This window comes from Flavimobilis rhizosphaerae (assembly GCF_014852685.1).
In the GTDB taxonomy this organism is placed as follows: domain Bacteria; phylum Actinomycetota; class Actinomycetes; order Actinomycetales; family Cellulomonadaceae; genus Flavimobilis; species Flavimobilis rhizosphaerae.
In genome coordinates, this window is sequence record NZ_JACZDF010000006.1 from 43,759 (window position 1) to 62,382 (window position 18,624).

The following is an 18,624-nucleotide window of genomic DNA, read 5'->3' on the forward strand; positions in this document are numbered from 1 at the left end:
ATGGACCGCAGCGTGCCCGGCGCCGCTCCCTCTGCGAGGCCGCGCATCCATCGTCGGGGCGCGTCGCATCCTGGTGCCGCGTCTCGCACCACTCCCGCACATGGTGCGGCCTCAGCGGTGGAGCCAGGGGACACACCATCAGCTGATCCCGCGATGGAACGACCAGCGGCAGACGCCAACGAGTCTTCCCAGGGGCAGAGCGCGTGGGTCGAGGACGCGCGCGCGGAGAACCGTCAGGTAGAGGAGGCGCGCGCGGAGAACTCTCGGGTGGAGGACTCCTGTGCGTGCGCGTCGAGCGGCATGCTGCCGACGGATCTCCTCGGTCAGATCTCGCTCCTCGAGAGGCTGGCGGCGCGCATCGCGTCGCACGCCCCCGACGACGGTCCCGCCACGCTTGCGGCAGAGGCCTCGCGGCGAACGGTCGCCGTGCTCGATCAGCTCGGTGCGCAGCGTCTCGCATGGCTCGGGCGCATCGAGGCTGACGGCCTGTGGCGGGCCGACACGGTGCGCAGCTTTCCGTACTGGATCGCGTGGCACGACCATCGGTCGCTCGCGATCGCTCGCCGAGAGGCGACGGCAGCGGCCCGGCTGCGCGACCATCTTCCCGCAACCCTGAGGTCCGCACGGGCCGGTCGTCTCACGGCACCGCAGGTCGAGGTGCTCAGCCGCACGCTGCCGACGTCGGACGAGCGGTGCGCCGCGCTCGCGCAGGCGTATCCGCAACAGCCCGTGCCAGCTGAGTATCCGGTGGATGGGGCTGCCCACGGCTCCGACCCCTCAGACCGCCATACCCGGGCCGAGAACGGCACGGTGACGGGCGTCGGAGCCGACGGTCGCGTGTCCTGGGCGGACCCGTCGCACGACCCGTCATGCACCGCCGACCGCGGGTGGTGCACGTGCGAGCGGGCGGAGATCACGGGCGAGCAGGCGATGCTCGGGGTCGCGGCCCGCTTCGACCTGCGTGACCTCGGCAAGGCCGCTCGGCGCTTCGCGCAGGTCGCAGACCCCGAGGCCGACGAACGAGGCTACCGGCACGCACAGGACCGTGAGCATCTCGACCTCTCCCGGACGCTCGGTGGCTACCACCTCTCGGGGTTCCTGACCGAGGAGCACGGGCAGATGCTCACGACCGCGCTCGATGCTGCGATCGGCGTGCCGTCGAGGGATGACGGTCTGCGGCCGACTCAACGACGCGCGATCGCCCTTGCAGGGGTCGTGCGGTCATACCTCGAACGCGGGGAGGCCGGGGGAGCCGGAGCAGGTGTCCGGCCGCACCTGACGGTGCTCGTCCCGTGGCGCGACTTCGTCGGTCTCGCCGGGCACGGTGCCACGGAACCCGGTGTCGACGAGCGCAATGCTGAGGATGTCGTCGCGGAGCTGCTCAGCCCCGGACCGACGTGGCTCGACGGCTCAGGTCCCGTCCCGCGTCAGGTGCTCGAGACGATCGCGGCAGACTGCGCCGTCACCCGCGTCGTCTTCGGGCCTGACTCGGAAGTGCTCGACGTCGGCAGGTCGCAGCGGACGTTCACGTCGGCGCGCCGTAAGGCGGTCGTCGCACGCGACCAGGGGTGCGTCTGGCCAAGCTGCTCGGCGCCCGTCCAGATCTCCGAGATCCACCACGCCCGCCGCCACTGGGCGGACGGCGGCGGTACGTCGACCGACAACGCCGCGCTGCTCTGCTGGTTCCATCACCGTCACGTCGACCGCGAACGCATCGCCATGGCGTGGCGAGGCGGCTGGGTCTTCTCCGACCCGGGCGGCTACGACAGGCCGTGGGACCCAGGGTTCCCCGAGATCGACGACGAGGAGCCCTACCCCGATGGGTGACGTCCGGGCCGCAATGGCGAGGTCGAGCGCACGTGTCAGTGCCACCGAGACCCGCGTCCGCGCGCGGCCGCGCGGCCTGCGTGCACAGCCTTACCCGCACGGCTGTCCCGCACGGCCGTGCCCGCACGGCTGTGCCCTCACGACTGTGCCCGCACGACACTGCCCGCAGGTCGGATGCGCCTGCTGGGTGTTCCGCCGTGGGCACGGGGTGCGCGGGGCCTACAGGCTGCCGACCTCCGTGATGTGCAGCACGACCTCGCCAGCTTCGTCGCTCGCGTCAAGATCGACGATGGCCCGGATGTGCCAGGCGTGATCACCGTCCGGGTCGTCGAGCACTTGGCGCACGGCCCAGCGCCGCGAGTTGCCGTCGACCTGCTCGGCCATCTCGACGAGCCGCGGAGAGCGAGCGGCGCCGGTGATGCCGATCGCGTCGTCTCCGTACTCCTCGAACATCGGGTCGAGCGCGTCGGCCCACGCGTCGGCATCCCAGCCGTCGGCGGCATCGAGCGCGCCGAGCGCCGTGTACGCCTCGCGCGAGGCAAGCTCGACGCGGCGGAACATCGCGTTGCGCACAAGAACCCGGAAGGCGCGCAGCGACCCCGTGACCGGCCGGACCTGCTCGCTCGCGCCCGCCCCCGAGAGAGGACCGTCACCGACGAGCGTGTCAGCGTCGTCGTCGACCGGGTTGGCGAGCCGCTCCCACTCGTCGAGCAGACTCGAGTCGGTGCCCTTGACGAGCTCGCCGAGCCATTCGGTGAGCTCCTCGACCTCCTCGGTGCGGTGCTCGGCGGCAACTGTCTGCCGCATCGCCCGGTAGGCGTCGGCGAGGTAGCGCAGGAGGACACCCTCGGTGCGGTCGAGCTGGTAGCGCGACACGTACTCGGAGAACGTCGAGGCGCGCTCGACCATGTCCCGCACGACAGCCTTGGGGCGGAGCTCCTGGTCGGACACCCACGGGTTGCCGCGCTTGTACGACTCGAACGCGGGCGTGAGGAGCTCCTCGAGCGGCCGGGGCCACGTGACGTCCTCGAGCATCGCCATGCGTTCCTCGTACTCGTAGCCCTCCGCCTTGAGCGCGCCGATCGCCTCGCCGCGGGCCGCCCGCTCCTGGGCGTAGAGGACCTGCCGCGGGTCGTCGAGCGTCGCCTCGAGCACCGAGACGACGTCGAGCGCATGCGTCGGGCTCTCGACGTCGAGGAGCTCCTGCGCAGCGAGCGCGAACGGTGACAGTGGCTGGTTGAGTGCGAAGTCGCGCGGCAGGTCGACGACGAGCCTCACGCCCGGCCGCTCGATCCCGTCGTCCCCGCGCACGCGGATCTTCTCGACGATGCCCGCCTGGCGCAGCGACCGGTAGATGCGGAACACCTGCCTGACGTGCTTGGCCTTCGCGGTCTCGTTGTCGTGGTTTGCCGTGAGCAGGTGCCGCAGCGCACCGACGGGGTCCTCGCCGTGCTCGCTGCGCGCGAGGACGTTGAGGACCATCGCGTGGTTGACGGTGAAGTGGCTCGTGAGAGCCTCAGGCTCGGAGTCGCGCAGTCGCTCGAAGGTCTTGTCGGTCCAGTTGACCGAGCCCTCGGGAGCCTTCTTGCGGACGATCTTCTTGAGCTTCTTCGGGTCGTCACCGGCCTTCTGGACGAGCTTGCGGTTCTCGATGACGTGTTCCGGCGCCATGACGAGCACGTCGCCAACCGTGTCGAAGCCGGCGCGGCCCGCGCGCCCCGCGATCTGGTGGAACTCGCGTGCCGTGAGGTGGCGCATGCGCTCACCGTCGTACTTGACGAGCGACGTGAAGAGCACTGTGCGGATCGGCACGTTGATGCCGACACCGAGTGTGTCGGTGCCGCAGACGACCTTGAGCAGGCCGCGCTGCGTGAGCCGCTCGACGACGCGCCGGTACTTCGGCAGCATGCCTGCGTGGTGGACGCCGACACCGTGGCGCAGGAACTTCGACAGCATACGACCGAAGCCTGACGAGAACCGGAAGTCGCCGAGCTCGTCGGCGATCGCGGCCTTCTCCTCGCGCGTCGCGACGTTCATGCTCAGCAGCGACTGCGCGCGGTCGACCGCGTCCTTCTGCGTGAAGTGGACGATGTACACGGGCGCACGATGCGTGTGGACGAGGTCCTCGACGACCTCCCCGAGCGGCTCGAGCACGTACTCGAAGTTCAGGGGAACGGGGCGCTGCGCGCTCGTGACGAGCGCGACGTCACGCCCCGTGCGCTTCTCGAGATCCTCGGTGAAGAACGACGTGTCGCCGAGCGTCGCCGACATGAGGAGGAACTGCGTGCCGGGCAGCTCGAGAAGCGGCACCTGCCACGCCCAGCCGCGCTGCGGGTCCGCGTAGAAGTGGAACTCGTCCATGACGACCTGGCTGATCGCGTCCGCACCCGTCCGGGAGCCGCCGTCACGCAGCGCGACGTTCGCGAGGATCTCCGCGGTGCAGCAGATGATCGGCGCGCCAGGGTTGACCGAGGAGTCTCCCGTCATCATCCCGACGTTCTCCGAGCCGAAGACCTCGACGAGCGCGAAGAACTTCTCCGAGACCAGTGCCTTGAGCGGGGCCGTGTAGTACGTGCGTCCGCCGCGCCCCGCCTGGAACGCGGCGAGCGCCGCGAAGTGCGCGCCCATCGCGACGAGGCTCTTGCCCGAGCCCGTCGGCGTCGCGAGGATGACGTGCTGCCCCGAGACGAGCTCCATGAGCGCCTCGGACTGCGCCGGGTAGAGCTCGAGGTCGCGCCCGGCGGCCCACTCCTCGAACGCCTCGAAGAGGGCGTCGGGGTCGGTGGATCCGGGCAGGGCTGCGGCAAGTGACGCGGTGCGGGTGCTCATGATGGGTCCATCGTCTCAGGTGCGACAGACATCGGCGGAGGACACCCCGGCGGTCGCTCGGTGTCGGCGCCCCACGCCCGGTCTGCCCGCAGCCAGACCGGCCCCACCAGCACGGTCTGTCCAACCGCCCGGAACGCTCGACAGCCTCAGCGCCGCGGGCGCCGCCGCCGGCGCAGCAGCACGATCCCGGCGACGAGGTCGGAGAGCCCGTCGATGACGAGGAACGCCGCCGCGGTCCAGAGCGGCCATGCGTGCCCGAGGATGTCACCGCCCGACGCGGCCGAGACTGCGAGCGCCACGCCGAGGAGCGCCTCGAGCAGCGCGAGGGCGACGAGAACCACGGGGCGGTGCCAGAGCCAACGGCGGAAGCGTGCGTACGGACGGTCCCCGACGGGTTCGTCGAGCACCGAGTCGAGGATTCCGCGCACGACCACGGCGCGCTGGCTCGGGTCGGGCGCGAGCGTCGTCGCCCCGGGCAGGTCGAGCCACCCCGACGGTGCGGCCGTCCCGCTGCGCTCGACGAGCGCCGCGACCTCCGAGGGCAGACCGAGGATCTCGGCAGCGCCGACGAGGAGCGTGTCCCGCTCGAGGGGCACCGCGCGGAGCGCCGCGAGGGTCGTGGCGTCGAGGCGTCGGGTGTCGGGCACGACGCGCAGCGTGCCGTCCCCGAGAGCCTCGGCGAGCATGGCGGCCGAGCTGCCCGGCGCGCCCTCGGGGACGATCGGCGTCGTCGCCGGTGGTGCGGCGAGCTCGACCGTCACCGCGCGGAGGCGATCGCGGTGGTGCCACGTGACGGCCCGGGACTCCCCGGCACGCTGGAGCGTGACGACGGGGCGCTCGGACGCTCCTACGAGCGTGCTCGCGAAGGTCTCGGCGTCGAGGGTGATCCCTCGCGGGAGCGCGACGAGCGTCCAGCCGTCGACGTTGACGTGCTCGACGGGCGCGCCAGCGCCGTGCGCGATGTGACGGACGAGCCCGGGCGACTGCATCGATGCGCGCCACGCGACGAGCGTCGTCGCGGTGCGTGCGGCAAGGGCATCCTCGTTGGGCTCGGACTCGCTCCCGTCGGGGGCGACGACGAGCTCGTCGTCGACGACGACGTGCCTGCCAGTGAGGTGCGCGAGCCCGGGGACGAGGTGCTCGACGGGCTGCCCGGGCACGACGCGACCGTCCGCGTCGAGGAGGACCCGCCCGGTGTCGTCGACGGCGATGATCGCGACGGTCGCACCGGGCGTCCCGAGGTCGTCGCCGTCGGCGACGGCAGCGACGACCGACCGCTGCCGCAGGAGGTTCGCCAGCTCGTCGGGCGTCGTGCGGCCGGAGTCGTCAGGCAGGAACGTGAGGACGAAGCTCGTGTGCTCGCGCAGGTCCGGGCGGTGGGGGTGGCTGTTGCGGGGCGTCTCGGTCGGCATCGTCGTTCCGGTCGGGAGGGTGGTCGGCGGGGACCATCATCCCCGATCGGCCTCCGGCCGCGCGCCGAGGTCTCGTGCCAGCACGGTGTCGCACGCTGCGACGAGCGCGGCACGCAGCGTGCCTGCCCGCCCGGCGAACGAGCGTTGAAGCGCCGAGTACTCGGCCTTCCCCTCGGGCGTCTCGATCGCCACGGCCGGGAGCCCGTACGAGGACACGTCGTAGGGGCTCGCCTGCATGTCGAGGTAGCGCACGTCGAGCGCGAGGTCGAAGCAGTCGAGGACGAGCGACGACTCGACCGTGGGGCCGAGCTTGAGCGCCCATTTGTAGAGGTCCATGGTGGCGTGCAAGCACCCCGGCTGCTCCATGTCGGCCTGCGTCTCGCGCGTCGGCCGGAGGCGGTTGAGCGGCACGGCGTCGGGCGTGAAGAACCGGAAGGCGTCGATGTGCGAGCAGCGGATCTGGTGGCTCTCGACGACCGCGTCGGTCGCTGCGGCACCGAGGCGCAGCGGCAGCGGGTGCCGCATGCCGTCGCCGGCGCGGTAGACCATCGCCCACTCGTGGAGCCCGAAGCAGCCGACGTTCGCGGGCCGCTGCGCGGTGCGGGAGAGAAGCTCGCGGACGAACCGGACGGTTGGGCCGCGGTCGGCGAGGAACGCGTCGACGTCGACGCGGGCACCGTGACCGTCGGGCGTGTACCAGCGCCACGTGAGGCGCTCGTCGACGTCGGCTCCGGCGCCCTCGAGCGTGACGTCCGCCCCGGGGTGCCAGCGACGGAGCTGGCCGGGTCGCGTCGCGTAGTACGTGTGGAGAAAGTCCTCGATCGCGTGGGTCTCGCCCGCGGCCCTGCGGGCGCGGTGGCCCGCCGTGAGCGAGTCGGCCCGCTCCGCGTGCACGGCTGCGCGGGCGCGCCACTCGTCGGCGGGGAGGACGGTGGCGGGCACGCAGAGAGCCTACGACGGTCGTGCGCTACCCGACGAGCGCCACCGCGGAGAGCACAAGCCCGACGACGAGGAAGACGCCTCCGACGCTCCCGAGGATGATGCCGACGAATCCGGGCACCCCGAGGCTGCCGTCGGGAGTGAGCCGCGCGTCGCGCAGGTCGTCGACGTTGACGTGGACGGGGACCGGCGCGCCCTGCGACCATCCGAGCGTGGCGATCCCGCCCGGGCTCAGCGGCGCACGCGTCACGGTCGTCGCCCACGTGCCGTCGGGCAGCGGGTAGGCGACCTCGTAGAGCGGGGTCCGGCTGAAGCCGACCTGCCGGACGATCTGCCCGGTGACGACGACGCGTCGGGCAGGCGTGCGCCGCCCGACGCGAGCGACGACGACCGCGGCGACGACGAGGACGATGCCGACGAGGGTGGGCACGAGCCCGACGGCCCTCATGCGGGACGCCGGCGGGTGGGTGCGGCGCTCATCGGTGCTCCTTCGACGTCAGGCCTGCCAGGTGGTGAGCGTAGCGGCCGGGCGCGCCGTCGTCCTGCGTTGGCGGTCCTGCGGGGCGCCCGACCTGCGTGCAAGGGCGTGCCCGACCTGTGCTGGAGCGTGCCAGGCCTGCGGTGCGCAGTGCCGTCGTGCGGCAGCGTGCGGGGGGCCGCGTCACTCCTCGTCGTGCCCCGCCCTCGTCATGACGCCCCACCCGGAGTCGGCGCCGCGCAGGGCGCGCACCATCCCGACGGCACGCCACCACGAGTGGAGGAAGTGGAACCAGAACGGTTCGAGGAGCGCGGTCGTCACGAGCGAGAGCACGTCGCGCCGTCGGGGGTACCGGGAGAACGACACCTCCTCGACGAGGACCGCAGCGAGCGAACCGAGCGCGGCGAGGAGGACGGACGCTCCCGCGTACATCGCGGCCATCTGCCAGGGCAGCGTGCCCGAGAGGAAGCCCGTGACGACGATGGCCAGTCCGGCGACCTCGATGAACGGTCCGATGAACTCGAAGAGCACGAAGTACGGCAGCGTGAGCACACCGAGCGTGCGGTAGCGCGGATTGCCGATCATCTTCCGGTACTTCCACAACAGTTCGCCGAGCCCCTGCGACCAGCGCTTTCGCTGCTTCGCGAGGACATCGAGGGTTGCGGGCACCTCGGTCCAGCAGACGGGCTCGGGCTGGAACACGACCCGGAAGTCCTCGCCGCGGTCGCGCATCATGCGGTGGATGCCGACGACGAGGTCGGCGTCCTCGGCGAGCGACGTCGGGTCGAGCCCGCCGAGCTCGACGACGATCTCGCGCCTGAAGAGGCCGAAAGCTCCCGAGATGATGAGCAGCCCGTTCATGCTCGACCAGCCGGAGCGTCCGACGAGGAACGCCCGGAGGTACTCGAGCACCTGGGTGCGGACGACGAGGTTGCGCGGGATGCGCGTCGAGACGATGCGGCCGCGGTGGACGCGCGAACCGTTCGAGGGGAGGACGACGCCGCCTGCGGCGACGACGCGGTCGTCGTCGATGAACGGCTGCACGACGTGGAGGAGCGCGTCGGACTCGAGGAGCGAGTCGGCGTCGATCATGCAGACGAGCTCCTGCGTCGCGACGCGCAGCGCGGCGTTGATCGCGTCGGACCGACGACCGACGGACGCCTTGCGGACGAGGACGAGCCCGGGGTGGCTCCGGGACCGCAGCGTCGCGAACGTCGCCCCCTCCTGCTCGACACGGTCGTCGGTCGTGAGGTCGACGTCGGTCATGGCGAACGCGTCCGTGAGGATCTGCGCGGTGCGGTCGGACGACCCGTCGTCGACGACGACGATCTCGACCGTCGGGTAGCGCAGGTCGAGCAGCGCAGTGACGGCCGCGAGGATGCCCACCTCCTCGTTGTGGGCCGGCACGAGGACGGACACGCCGGGCGAGAGGGGATTGGCGAACGTGAGGTCGCGCGTGAGCGTCGCGGGCCACGCGAGCTCGGACGTGATCGCACGTCCGGCCCGGGCGACGAGCAGGATGTAGAGGACGTTGTACGCGAGGTAGTACACGACGAGGACTGCGGTCGTCCACCACACGACGCTCTCGAGGACGGTCATCGTGCCTCCCGGGGGGAGTCGAGCGCCGCGAGCGCGTCGAGGATCGCACGTTCCTCGACGGAGCCGCGGACGACGCCGACCAGCGCGGTCTCGAGCGCACCCACGGACAGGGGCGAGCCCACGCGTCCCAGCGCGACGGCGGCGCGGGTGCGCAGCGTCTGGTCCTCGGAGCGCAGTGCCCGCTCGAGGTGAGGCCGGGCGTCGGCGAGCCCGAGGTGCCCGGCGACGTCGGCGGCGAGCCGGCGCGCCCGCGGGTCGGCGGAGTCCCACACGGGACCGAACGCTGAGGCGCTGCTCGGTCCGGCCTGGACGACGGCCATCGCAGCGGTGCTCGTCGACACGCCGCGCGGGGCGACCGCGGCCTCGACGATCGCGGGGATCGCGGTCACGGCGCCGGCTTCGCCGAGCGCGCGGACGACGGTCGCGCGGACGCGTGCGTGCGTGTCGGACAGGAGGGGCAGCACGGGGCCCGGGTCGTCGTCGAGCGCGAGGTAGAGCTCGGCGGCCGCGGCACGCCGGGCCGGGCGCCGCGCGCGGAGACCGCGCAGCGCCTCCTCGCGGAAACCGTTCCGCCGGAGCCAGCCGGCAAGGTCGGCGCGGTCCGCGCCCCGGACCTTGTGGACGAGGGCGGCGGCGCTCGTGCCGAGCGCCCGTGCCGCACGCCGGTCGCCGGGCAGGGGGACGTCGGCACCGTCGGTGATCTCGAGGAGGAGCGGGAGCACCTCGGAACGCTCACGCTCGTGGCGGCGGTTCGCGACGATCGTCGACGCACGCACCGCAGTGATGACGACGAGGAGGAGGACGGTCGCGCCCGCCGCCGCGACCAGCACCCACCCCGCGACGTCGTACCTCATGGGCGCGCGAGCAGCGCCTGGGTGCGCACGACGAGCTCACGCGTGCTGAAGGGCTTCTGGAGGTACTCGTCGGCGCCCGCGGCGAACGCGCGCTCGAGGTCGGCCTCCTGCGCCTTTGCGGTGAGCATGAGGATCCGCGTCCCGTCGAGAGCCGCGTCGGCGCGCACGGCCTCGCACACCTCGAGCCCGTTCATGCGGGGCAGCATCCAGTCAAGGACGACGAGGTCGGGTTGCTCCGAGCGGATCGCCGCGAGCGCCGCCTCGCCGTCGGACGCGTCGAGCACCGTGTGACCGGCCCCGCGCAGCTTGTGGACGACGAGCGCCGAGATATCGGGGTCGTCCTCGACCACGAGGATCTTCGCCATCCGGGGTCCCTCCAGAAGTTGTGCCCGAGCGCGCCCGTCGGCTGCCCAGGGGCGAGCAGGTCGACCGTGCGGGCACGTCGTGTCGGAATGTGCCTCAGCATGGTTGCATGTTGTCGGTCAACCTCATCATGAGGTGCCGACATTGGTCGAGCCCGTGGGAGGTTGTCGATGTTGCAGGTCACAGAACCGGGGGTGCCCAGCTGGGTCCGCGGCCTCCTCGTGCACCTCGCGCTCGTGGCGATCGCGCTCGCGCTCGGCAGCGGTGCGGGATCGTTCGTCCACTCCTCCAACGGTGTGGCGGTCTGGTGGCCGGCGGTTGCGGTGTGCGTCCTCGCGCTCCTCGCGGTCCCGCGACGCTGGTACGGCTGGGCGGTGCTCTCCGTCGCCGTGTGGATGTTCGTCGCGAACTACCTGGCGGGCCGGACAGCCGCAGTCGCGTTCGGGTACGGCATCGCGAACGCGGTGGAGGCGGTGATCGTCGCGAGGCTGCTCACGAGGGGACGACGACGGGCGCGGCTCGCTCAGCTGCGCGACATGTCGCTGGTGCTCGTCGCGTCGCTCGCGGGTGCCGCGGCCGCCGCCGTCATCGTCGGCGTCACCGCGTCGATGGCGGGGGCTCGGTTCGTCGAGATCGCGCCGACGGTGCTCACGAGCCACGCTTCGGCACTGCTCGTCATCATTCCCCTGGGGATCGCCGGGACGCGGTCCGGCGTCGCGGTGGCGACGTGGCACCGCGTCGTGCAGGTCGTGCTGCTCGTCGTCGTCCTCGCGCTTGTCGTCGGACCGGGCAAGGACCTTCCCATCACCTTCCTGCCGATGCCCATGCTCATCTGGGCCGGCTTCCTGTTCTCGACGCGATTCGTCGCAGCCGAGCTTGCCCTCGTCGCTATCGTCGTCGCGACCGCGACTGCGCAGGGAGAAGGGCCGTTCTCGCGGATCACCGATCCGGTGGCGTCGACGATCTCCGCGCAGTTCTTCATCGTCGTTTACGCAACGACCGTCCTCGCGTTCGCGGTCGCGCGCGACGAGCGTGTCGCGGTGACGATGCGCCTCGCCAAGAGGGACCAGGTCCTGCGCGGCGGACTCATCGACGCGCAGGTCGGGTTAGTCGTCCTCGAGCAGGTCGGCCCGCGGGACCTGCGTGTCGTCGAGGCGAACGTGCGCGCGGCGGAGATGCTGGCGGGCGAGGTCGTCGTGACGACCGACGACGCGGTCGACGCGACCGACGAGGCCGAGCGGCGTCACCTCGGGCTCGACGAGTCGTCGCCGTTCGTCCGAGCCGTCCTCGCGACGCTCGACTCCCCGCTCGGGGAGTGGTTCGACGAGATCGACGTCGCGGGGTTCCGCCGGGCGGAGGTCTTCCTCACGCGTGTCGAGCGCTCCTCGGGCCCGGCGATCGTCACGGCGCAGCTCATCGACGTCACGCAGCGTCATCTCGCGGACGCAGCAATGCGGCGTGCGCTCGCGGACGAACGTGACGCGGCCGCCCGGCTGCGCGACCTCGGACGGCAGAAGGACGACTTCCTCTCGGCGGTGAGCCACGAGCTGCGGACCCCCATCACGAGCATCGTCGGGTACACCGAGCTGCTCGTCGACGACACTGACGTCGACGACGAGCAACGGCGCTACCTCGACGTCGTCGAGCGCAACGCCCGGCGTCTGGGTGTGCTCGTCGAGGACCTCCTCGAGCTCGGCGCGAGCGCCGGTCGTCACGACGCCGTCACACCGGCCGTCACGGCGCTCGACGAGGTGGTGCGGCACACGGTCGAGGAGCACGTCCCGCAGGCGTCGGCGCGCGGCGTGCGCCTCGTCGTCGGCGAGCGAACCGGGCTCTCGGCCCACGTCGTGCGGGACGATCTCACGCGGATCCTCACGAACCTCGTCTCGAACGCGGTGAAGTTCACGCCGCCGGACGGCACCGTGACGATCGGCGTGGAGGCCGACGGCGACGCCGTCGTGCTCCGCGTCTCTGACACGGGCCCCGGGATCGCCCCCGACGAGCTTGAGCGGGTGTTCGAACGCTTCTACCGGAGCACGACCGCCGAGGAACGGCAGGTGCCGGGCGTGGGCCTCGGGCTCGCGCTCGTCCGCAACCTCGTCGAGCGCAACGGCGGCACGATCTGGCTCGAGTCCGACGGTGAGCACGGCACGGACGCGAGCGTGCGTCTGCCGCGGGCCCGGGCGTCGCGCACCTAGCGACCGCCGGCGCTGCCGGGGCGAGCGAGCAGTGCCTGGAAGAGCGGCGCCTAGAAGAGCGCCACCTTCGCGGGTGGCGGGAAGAGCGCGTCGATCTGCGCGAGCTCGTCGGCCGTGAGCGGGTGGACGGCTGCAGCGTTTTGCCGGACCTGCTCGGGCCGGGTCGCCCCCGCGATGACGCTCGCGACCTGCGGCTGCGCGGCGAGCCACGAGAACGCGAGCTCGAGCAGCCCGAGGCCGCGGGCACGGCCGAGCTCGGTGAGCGCCTCGAGCGCGTCCCACGGGGCCTCGTCGAGCATGTGCTGGCGCGTGTGCGAGAGCCGCCCCTCGGACGGCGTCGTGCCGCGCGAGTACTTCCCCGAGAGCAGCCCGTTGGCGAGGGGGAAGTAGGGGAGGATGCCGAGGCCGTACGCCTGGGCCGCGGGGACGACCTCGAGCTCGGCGCGGCGGTCGAGCAGGTTGTAGTGGCTCTGCGACGAGACGAACCGGGTGAGCCCCGTGCGGCGTGCGACGTGCTCGGCGTCGGCGATCTGCCAGCCCGCGCGGTTGGAGTGGCCGATGTAGAGGACCTTGCCCTCGTGTACGAGGTCGTCGAGCGCGCTGAGCGTCTCCTCGACCGGCGTCAGCGGGTCGGGCGTGTGGAGCTGGAAGAGGTCGATGTAGTCGGTGCCGAGGCGCGTGAGGGAGCCTTCGATCGCGCGACGCACGTAGCGGCGCGACCCGCGCGCGCCGCGGTCGTCGCCGTAGAGGTGGCCGTTGGCCATGCCGAACTTCGTCGCGACGACGACGTCGGCGCGGTGGCGTCCGAGTGCGGCGCCGAGCATGCGCTCGGAGAGCCCGCCCTCGTGCCCGTAGTTGTCCGCCGTGTCGAAGAACGTGATGCCGGCGTCGAGTGCAGCGTGGACGACCGCGTCGGTTCCCTCCTGCGTGAGGGTTGCGGTGCCGGTGCGGCCGAGGTTGTTGCAGCCGAGCCCGACGACGGAGACGGCGAGGCCCGAGTCACCGACGCGGCAGGTCTCGGGGGCGGCGGGGGACGTGGCGGGGGAGTGGTGGGCGGTCACGTCGACCACGCTACCCCGGGCCGCGGACGTCGCGGTGTCCGCGGACGCTGCGACGGCCGTCGTCAGGCGAGCTCGCGCACGACGCGTGCGGGGTTGCCGACGACGACGACGTCCGAGGGCACGTCCTTGACGACGACGGATCCCGCCCCGACGACCGAGCGGGCGCCGATGGTCACGCCCGGCAGGACGACGACGTTCCCGCCGAGCCACACGTCGTCCTCGATCGTCACGGGCTCGACCCGTTCCCACCCGTCGCGCCGGTCGTCGACGTCGAGCGCGTGCTGGGGCGTGTAGATCCGCACCGACGGGCCGACGAGGACGTGACGGCCGATCGTCACGAGTCCTCCGCCGAGGACGAGGAGGTCGGCGTTGAGGAAGGTGCCGTCGCCGACGTGGAGGCGGCTGCCGTAGTCGAGGTAGAGCGGCGGGCGGAAGTCGACGCCCTCGCCGACCGAGCCGAGGAGGTCGCGGAAGAGAGCCTCGGCGGCGGGCCGATCCGTGTCGTAGAGCGCGGTGATCCGTCGGCAGGTCGCCTGCGTCCCCGTCGTCATGGCGGCGAGCGCGGGGTCGAGCCGGTAGCGGTACCAGTCGCCTGCGACCATCCGGTCGTGCTCGCTGCGGGGGTCGGTGGGGTCGGGAGCGGGCATGTCACGCATCGTCCGAGGCTACGCCCCGTGCGGGCCCACGATGTGGTCAGGACGTCCCACGTCATGAGGGCCGTGGTTAGCGTGACCACATGTCGACGACCACCGGGCCGGACGCCGTGACCGACGGCTCCAAGCCTCACCCCAAGGACTCCTACACGCACGGGCACCACGACTCCGTGCTGCGCTCGCACAGGTGGCGGACGGCGGAGAACTCCGCCGCGTACCTGCTGCCGCACCTGCGCGAGGGCCTCTCCGTGCTTGACGTCGGCTGCGGCCCGGGCACGATCACGGTCGACCTCGCGCGCACCGTGGGCCCGGGCGTCGTCACGGGCATCGACACGTCGACGGCGGTCCTCGAGCAGGCGCGTGAGACGGCCGCGAACCAGGGTGTGCGCAACGTCGAGTTCGTCGAGGCCGACGTCTACGACCTGCCGTTTGCCGACGGCTCCTTCGACATCGTTCACGCGCACCAGGTCCTTCAGCACCTCTCTGACCCGGTTGCGGCGCTGCGTGAGATCCGTCGCGTCACACGCCCCGGCGGGCTCGTCGCGGTCCGCGACGCGGACTACGCCGCGATGGCCTGGTACCCGGAATCGCAGGAACTCACCGAGTGGAACGAGCTGTATCACGAGGTTGCAGCCGCGAACGGCGCGCAGCCGGACGCTGGGCGTCGGCTCGTGTCGTGGGTGCGGGCCGCGGGCTTTGCCGACGAGGCCATCACGGCGTCGGCTGGCGTGTGGTGCTACGCGTCGGACGCGGACCGCGCGTGGTGGGGCGACCTGTGGGCGGAGCGGTGCCTCTCGTCGCAGTTCGGAATGCAGGCGCGGGCGACGGGCCTCGCGGACGACGTCGCGCTCGAGGAGATCGCCCGCGGCTGGCGCCAGTGGGCGCAGGACGAGGATGGCTGGTTCTCGATCACGCACGGCGAGGTGCTCGCGCGGGCGTGAGCCTGTGCTGCGTCGTGACCGTGCTGCGTCGTGACCGTGAGTCGGGCGTCACGGCCGGGTGTCGGTCGGCCCGCGTAGGCTTGGCCCGTGCGTATCGCTAGGTTCACCCAAGGCTCCGACCCCCGTTTCGCGCTCGTCGACGGCGCCCCCGGCGCGGAGACGCTCCACGTCATCACCGGGGACCCGCTCTACATGCCGGTCCAGCAGACCGGTGAGGTCGTCCCGCTCACGGACGACGTCCGTCTCCTCGCGCCGGTCATCCCACGCTCGAAGATCGTCGCGGTCGGCCGCAACTACGCGGACCACGTCAAGGAGATGGGCAACGAGCTGCCCACGTCCCCGCTGCTGTTCTTCAAGCCGAACACGTCGGTCGTCGGCCCGGACGACCCGATCGTCCTGCCGTCGTGGACGCGCGAGGTCTCCTACGAGTCCGAGCTTGCGGTCGTCATCGGCAAGGTGACGAAGGACGTCGAGCCTGAGGACGCGCTCTCGAAGGTCTTTGGCTTCACGGTCGCGAACGACGTCACGGCGCGCGACGTGCAGCGTGCCGAGGACCAGTGGGCGCGGGCGAAGGGCTTCGACTCCTCGTGCCCGCTCGGCCCGTGGATCACGACGGGCCTCGACCCGGAGGACCTCGCGGTGCGGTCGCGGGTCAACGGTGAGGTCCGGCAGGACGGCCGCACGTCGGACATGATCTTCGACGTCGCATTCCTCGTCTCCTACGTCTCGCAGGCGTTCACGCTCCTGCCGGGCGACGTCATCCTCACGGGCACGCCTGCGGGCGTCGGCCCCGTCGACCACGGTGACGTCGTCGAGTGCGAGGTCGAGGGCGTCGGCGTCCTGCGCAACCCCGTCATCCGGCGCGGCTGAGCCGCGCCTCCGCCCCTCCTTTCCCCGGCCTGCCGCGCAGGCCTCCGGCCACCCCTGGAACAAGGTGCACACAGTGTCTGCAGTCCTCCCCACCGGCTCCGACGTCCGCGTCCGCTTCTGCCCCTCGCCGACGGGCACGCCGCACGTCGGCATGGTCCGCACGGCGCTGTTCAACTGGGCGTACGCGCGCCACGTCGGCGGCACGTTCGTCTTCCGCATCGAGGACACCGACGCGGCGCGCGACTCCGAGGAGAGCTACGCGCAGATCCTCGAGGCGCTGCGCTGGCTCGGGCTCGACTGGGACGAGGGCATCGACGTCGGCGGCCCGCACGGCCCGTACCGTCAGTCGCAGCGCAAGGACCTCTACGCGGATGTCGCGCGACGCCTGCTCGAGGGCGGCTACGCGTACGAGTCCTTCTCGACGCCCGAGGAGATCGAGGCGCGCAACGTCGCGGCCGGTCGTCCGGCGGCGATGGGCTACGACGGCTTCGACCGCGACCTCACCGACGAGCAGAAGGCCGAGTTCCGTGCGGCAGGGCGTGAGCCGGTCCTGCGTCTGCGGATGCCCGACGAGGACGTGACGTTCACGGATCTCGTGCGCGGCGAGATCACGTTCAAGGCGGGGACGGTGCCGGACTACGTCATCGTCCGTGCGAACGGTGACGCGCTCTACACGCTCGTCAACCCGGTCGACGACGCGCTCATGGAGATCACCCACGTGCTGCGCGGCGAGGACCTCCTCTCGTCGACGCCCCGCCAGGTCGTCCTCTACCGTGCGCTGCTCGAGCTCGGCATCGCGAAGGTCATGCCGGCGTTCGGGCACCTGCCGTACGTCATGGGCGAGGGCAACAAGAAGCTCTCGAAGCGTGACCCGGAGTCGAACCTCTTCCTCCACCGCGACCGTGGCTTCACGCGGGAGGGTCTCGTCAACTACCTCGCGCTGCTCGGTTGGTCGATCGCGGCGGACCGCGACATCTTCTCGGTCGACGAGCTCGTCGAGGCGTTCGACATCGCCGACGTCAACCCCAACCCGGCGCGTTTCGACCTCAAGAAGGCCGAGGCGATCAACGCGGCGCACGTGCGTCTGCTCGAGCCGGCCGACTTCCGTTCACGGCTCGTGCCGCACCTCCACGCGGCGGGGCTCGTCGACGCGGCCGCGTACGACGAGCTCCCGGAGGCTCAGCGTGCGCTGCTCGACGCGGGCGCGCCCCTCGTCCAGGAGCGGATGACGCTCCTCGGCGAGGTCACGGGGATGCTCGGCTTCCTCTTCGTCGCCGACGACGCGGTCGTCCTCGACGCGGACTCGATGGCGGCGCTCGTCGACAAGAACACGTTCAAGGGCGTCCTCCCGGGCGTCCAGGCCGAGCTCGTCCTGCCCGAGGGCGCGGCGCCGGGCACGGCGATGCAGCTCGCCGAGGCGTCGGTCGCGCAGGTGCGCGAGCGTCTGCGCGAGATGCTCGACCGCGCGATCGAGGTCCTCGAGGGCGTGGCGTCGTTCGACCCGACGACGACGCAGGACGCGCTCAAGGCCGCGCTCATCGAGGAGATGGGCGTCAAGCCGAAGTTCGCGTTCGCGCCGCTGCGCGTCGCGATCACGGGGCGGCGAGTGTCGCCGCCTCTCTTCGAGTCGATGGAGATCCTCGGCCGCGAGTCGTCCCTCGCACGCGTCCGCGCGCTGCGGGCGGCGCTGTGACCGCCGGTACGTCCGACCCGCAGGCGCCCCGCGCCGACGCCCTCGCGGCGACGGCCGCGGGGCGTCCGCGCATCGCGGGCGTGCTCTTCGACGTCGACGACACGCTCGTCGACACGCGCGGGGCGTTCGCGGACGCGATGGCGGAGGTCGCGCGTGTCTACCTGCCGCACCTGCCTGACGAGCGACGCGGTGAGGTCCTCGCGACGTGGCGGCGCGACGTCGGCGGCCACTACCGGGCGTACACCCGTGGCGAGGTGTCGTTCCGGGCCCAGCGCATGACGCGAGCGAACGAGCTCATGGCGGCGTTCGGTGGTCCAGAACTCGACGACGCGGGCTTCGACGCGTGGGACGGCGTCTTCGAGTCCGCGTTCGCGGAGGCGTGGCGGGCGTTCCCCGAGGCGGCCGATGTCGTCGACGCACTGCTCGCGGCCGGCGTGCCGGTCGGCGCGCTCTCGAACGCTGCGACCGACTACCAGGTGCATAAGCTCGGCGCCGTCGGCCTGGGGGAGCGCGTGCCGATGCTCGTGGGCGTCGACGTCTTCGGCGTCGGCAAGCCCGACCCCCGCGTGTTCCTCGAGGCGGCACGCCGGCTCGGCACGGCGCCCGCGGAGACGCTCTACGTTGGGGACGAGCTCGATATCGACGCAGGTGGTGCGGTGCGGGCCGGGCTCCTGGGGGCGTGGCTCGACCGGCCGGGTGCGCGGCGCGGGGGAGCGCACCCCGAGGATCCCGAAGTTGCGCGGGCGGCTGGTGTCGCGGTGCTGACGACGCTCGAGGACGTGCTCGTGCTCGTCGGGCTCGGGGAGCCTGCTGCGCGCGTCTGACCACCGCGGGCGGGGATGCTCGACGTGGCCGCCGCCTCGCGGGTGTGACCGCGGTGACGCCCTCCCGGTTTTGTCGCTCGGCC

Annotated in this window: 15 protein-coding genes; 6 read left to right on the plus strand and 9 right to left on the minus strand. The window is 72.0% G+C overall.

All coding sequences use genetic code 11. The features are described from left to right. Nucleotides 1-267 precede the first annotated feature (267 nt). On the plus strand, nucleotides 268-1,827 hold the full coding sequence (locus IGS67_RS14430; protein ID WP_192280834.1) for an HNH endonuclease signature motif containing protein: 1,560 nt from the start codon (nucleotides 268-270) through the stop codon (nucleotides 1,825-1,827). A 219-nt stretch (nucleotides 1,828-2,046) separates the two neighbouring features. On the opposite strand, the gene IGS67_RS10870 is transcribed toward IGS67_RS14430, so the two are convergent. The 7 genes from IGS67_RS10870 to IGS67_RS10900 all read right to left on the minus strand — a co-directional run bounded on the left by IGS67_RS10870 (nucleotide 2,047) and on the right by IGS67_RS10900 (nucleotide 10,303). Further along, complete coding sequence (locus IGS67_RS10870; protein ID WP_192280837.1) at nucleotides 2,047-4,656, minus strand: DEAD/DEAH box helicase; 2,610 nt, start codon at nucleotides 4,654-4,656, stop codon at nucleotides 2,047-2,049. A 146-nt stretch (nucleotides 4,657-4,802) separates the two neighbouring features. Continuing rightward, nucleotides 4,803-6,068, minus strand: a complete 1,266-nt coding sequence (locus IGS67_RS10875) for a hypothetical protein (protein ID WP_192280840.1) — start codon at nucleotides 6,066-6,068, stop codon at nucleotides 4,803-4,805. A gap of 36 nt (nucleotides 6,069-6,104) precedes the next feature. Further along, nucleotides 6,105-7,010, minus strand: coding sequence for a 3-methyladenine DNA glycosylase (locus IGS67_RS10880; RefSeq protein WP_192280843.1), 906 nt, complete (start codon nucleotides 7,008-7,010; stop codon nucleotides 6,105-6,107). 25 nt (nucleotides 7,011-7,035) lie between these two features. Beyond that, the gene (locus IGS67_RS10885; RefSeq protein ID WP_192280846.1) at nucleotides 7,036-7,455 is read right to left on the minus strand and encodes a hypothetical protein; all 420 of its coding nucleotides are present in this window, start codon (nucleotides 7,453-7,455) and stop codon (nucleotides 7,036-7,038) included. Nucleotides 7,456-7,668: 213 nt separating this feature from the next. Next, complete coding sequence (locus IGS67_RS10890; RefSeq protein WP_192280849.1) at nucleotides 7,669-9,084, minus strand: glycosyltransferase family 2 protein; 1,416 nt, start codon at nucleotides 9,082-9,084, stop codon at nucleotides 7,669-7,671. Next, nucleotides 9,081-9,938 (minus strand): HEAT repeat domain-containing protein, encoded by an 858-nt coding sequence (locus IGS67_RS10895; RefSeq protein ID WP_192280853.1) that lies wholly within the window; start codon nucleotides 9,936-9,938, stop codon nucleotides 9,081-9,083. The genes IGS67_RS10890 and IGS67_RS10895 overlap by 4 nt, the downstream gene beginning before the upstream one ends. Continuing rightward, nucleotides 9,935-10,303 carry a response regulator transcription factor gene (locus IGS67_RS10900; RefSeq protein WP_192280856.1) on the minus strand — a complete coding sequence of 123 codons (369 nt, stop codon included), beginning with the start codon at nucleotides 10,301-10,303 and terminating at the stop codon, nucleotides 9,935-9,937. The genes IGS67_RS10895 and IGS67_RS10900 overlap by 4 nt, the downstream gene beginning before the upstream one ends. A gap of 192 nt (nucleotides 10,304-10,495) precedes the next feature. Here IGS67_RS10900 and IGS67_RS10905 point away from each other — a divergent pair, with 192 nt between their 5' ends. Further along, the gene (locus tag IGS67_RS10905; protein WP_192280859.1) at nucleotides 10,496-12,499 is read left to right on the plus strand and encodes an ATP-binding protein; all 2,004 of its coding nucleotides are present in this window, start codon (nucleotides 10,496-10,498) and stop codon (nucleotides 12,497-12,499) included. 50 nt (nucleotides 12,500-12,549) lie between these two features. Here IGS67_RS10905 and IGS67_RS10910 read toward each other — a convergent pair whose 3' ends face one another. After that, a complete protein-coding gene (locus IGS67_RS10910) occupies nucleotides 12,550-13,560 on the minus strand; it encodes an aldo/keto reductase (protein WP_192280862.1) in 1,011 nt (336 codons plus the stop codon). 62 nt (nucleotides 13,561-13,622) lie between these two features. Beyond that, nucleotides 13,623-14,216, minus strand: a complete 594-nt coding sequence (locus IGS67_RS10915; protein ID WP_215905452.1) for a sugar O-acetyltransferase — start codon at nucleotides 14,214-14,216, stop codon at nucleotides 13,623-13,625. An 80-nt stretch (nucleotides 14,217-14,296) separates the two neighbouring features. Here IGS67_RS10915 and IGS67_RS10920 point away from each other — a divergent pair, with 80 nt between their 5' ends. The 4 genes from IGS67_RS10920 to IGS67_RS10935 all read left to right on the plus strand — a co-directional run bounded on the left by IGS67_RS10920 (nucleotide 14,297) and on the right by IGS67_RS10935 (nucleotide 18,541). Beyond that, nucleotides 14,297-15,154 (plus strand): methyltransferase domain-containing protein, encoded by an 858-nt coding sequence (locus IGS67_RS10920; RefSeq protein ID WP_192280864.1) that lies wholly within the window; start codon nucleotides 14,297-14,299, stop codon nucleotides 15,152-15,154. 87 nt (nucleotides 15,155-15,241) lie between these two features. Continuing rightward, nucleotides 15,242-16,024 (plus strand): fumarylacetoacetate hydrolase family protein, encoded by a 783-nt coding sequence (locus IGS67_RS10925; RefSeq protein WP_192280866.1) that lies wholly within the window; start codon nucleotides 15,242-15,244, stop codon nucleotides 16,022-16,024. A gap of 73 nt (nucleotides 16,025-16,097) precedes the next feature. After that, nucleotides 16,098-17,717, plus strand: a complete 1,620-nt coding sequence (gene gltX, locus IGS67_RS10930; RefSeq protein WP_192280868.1) for a glutamate--tRNA ligase — start codon at nucleotides 16,098-16,100, stop codon at nucleotides 17,715-17,717. After that, the gene (locus IGS67_RS10935) at nucleotides 17,714-18,541 is read left to right on the plus strand and encodes an HAD family hydrolase (protein ID WP_192280870.1); all 828 of its coding nucleotides are present in this window, start codon (nucleotides 17,714-17,716) and stop codon (nucleotides 18,539-18,541) included. The genes gltX and IGS67_RS10935 overlap by 4 nt, the downstream gene beginning before the upstream one ends. The last annotated feature ends 83 nt before the right edge of the window (nucleotides 18,542-18,624 follow it).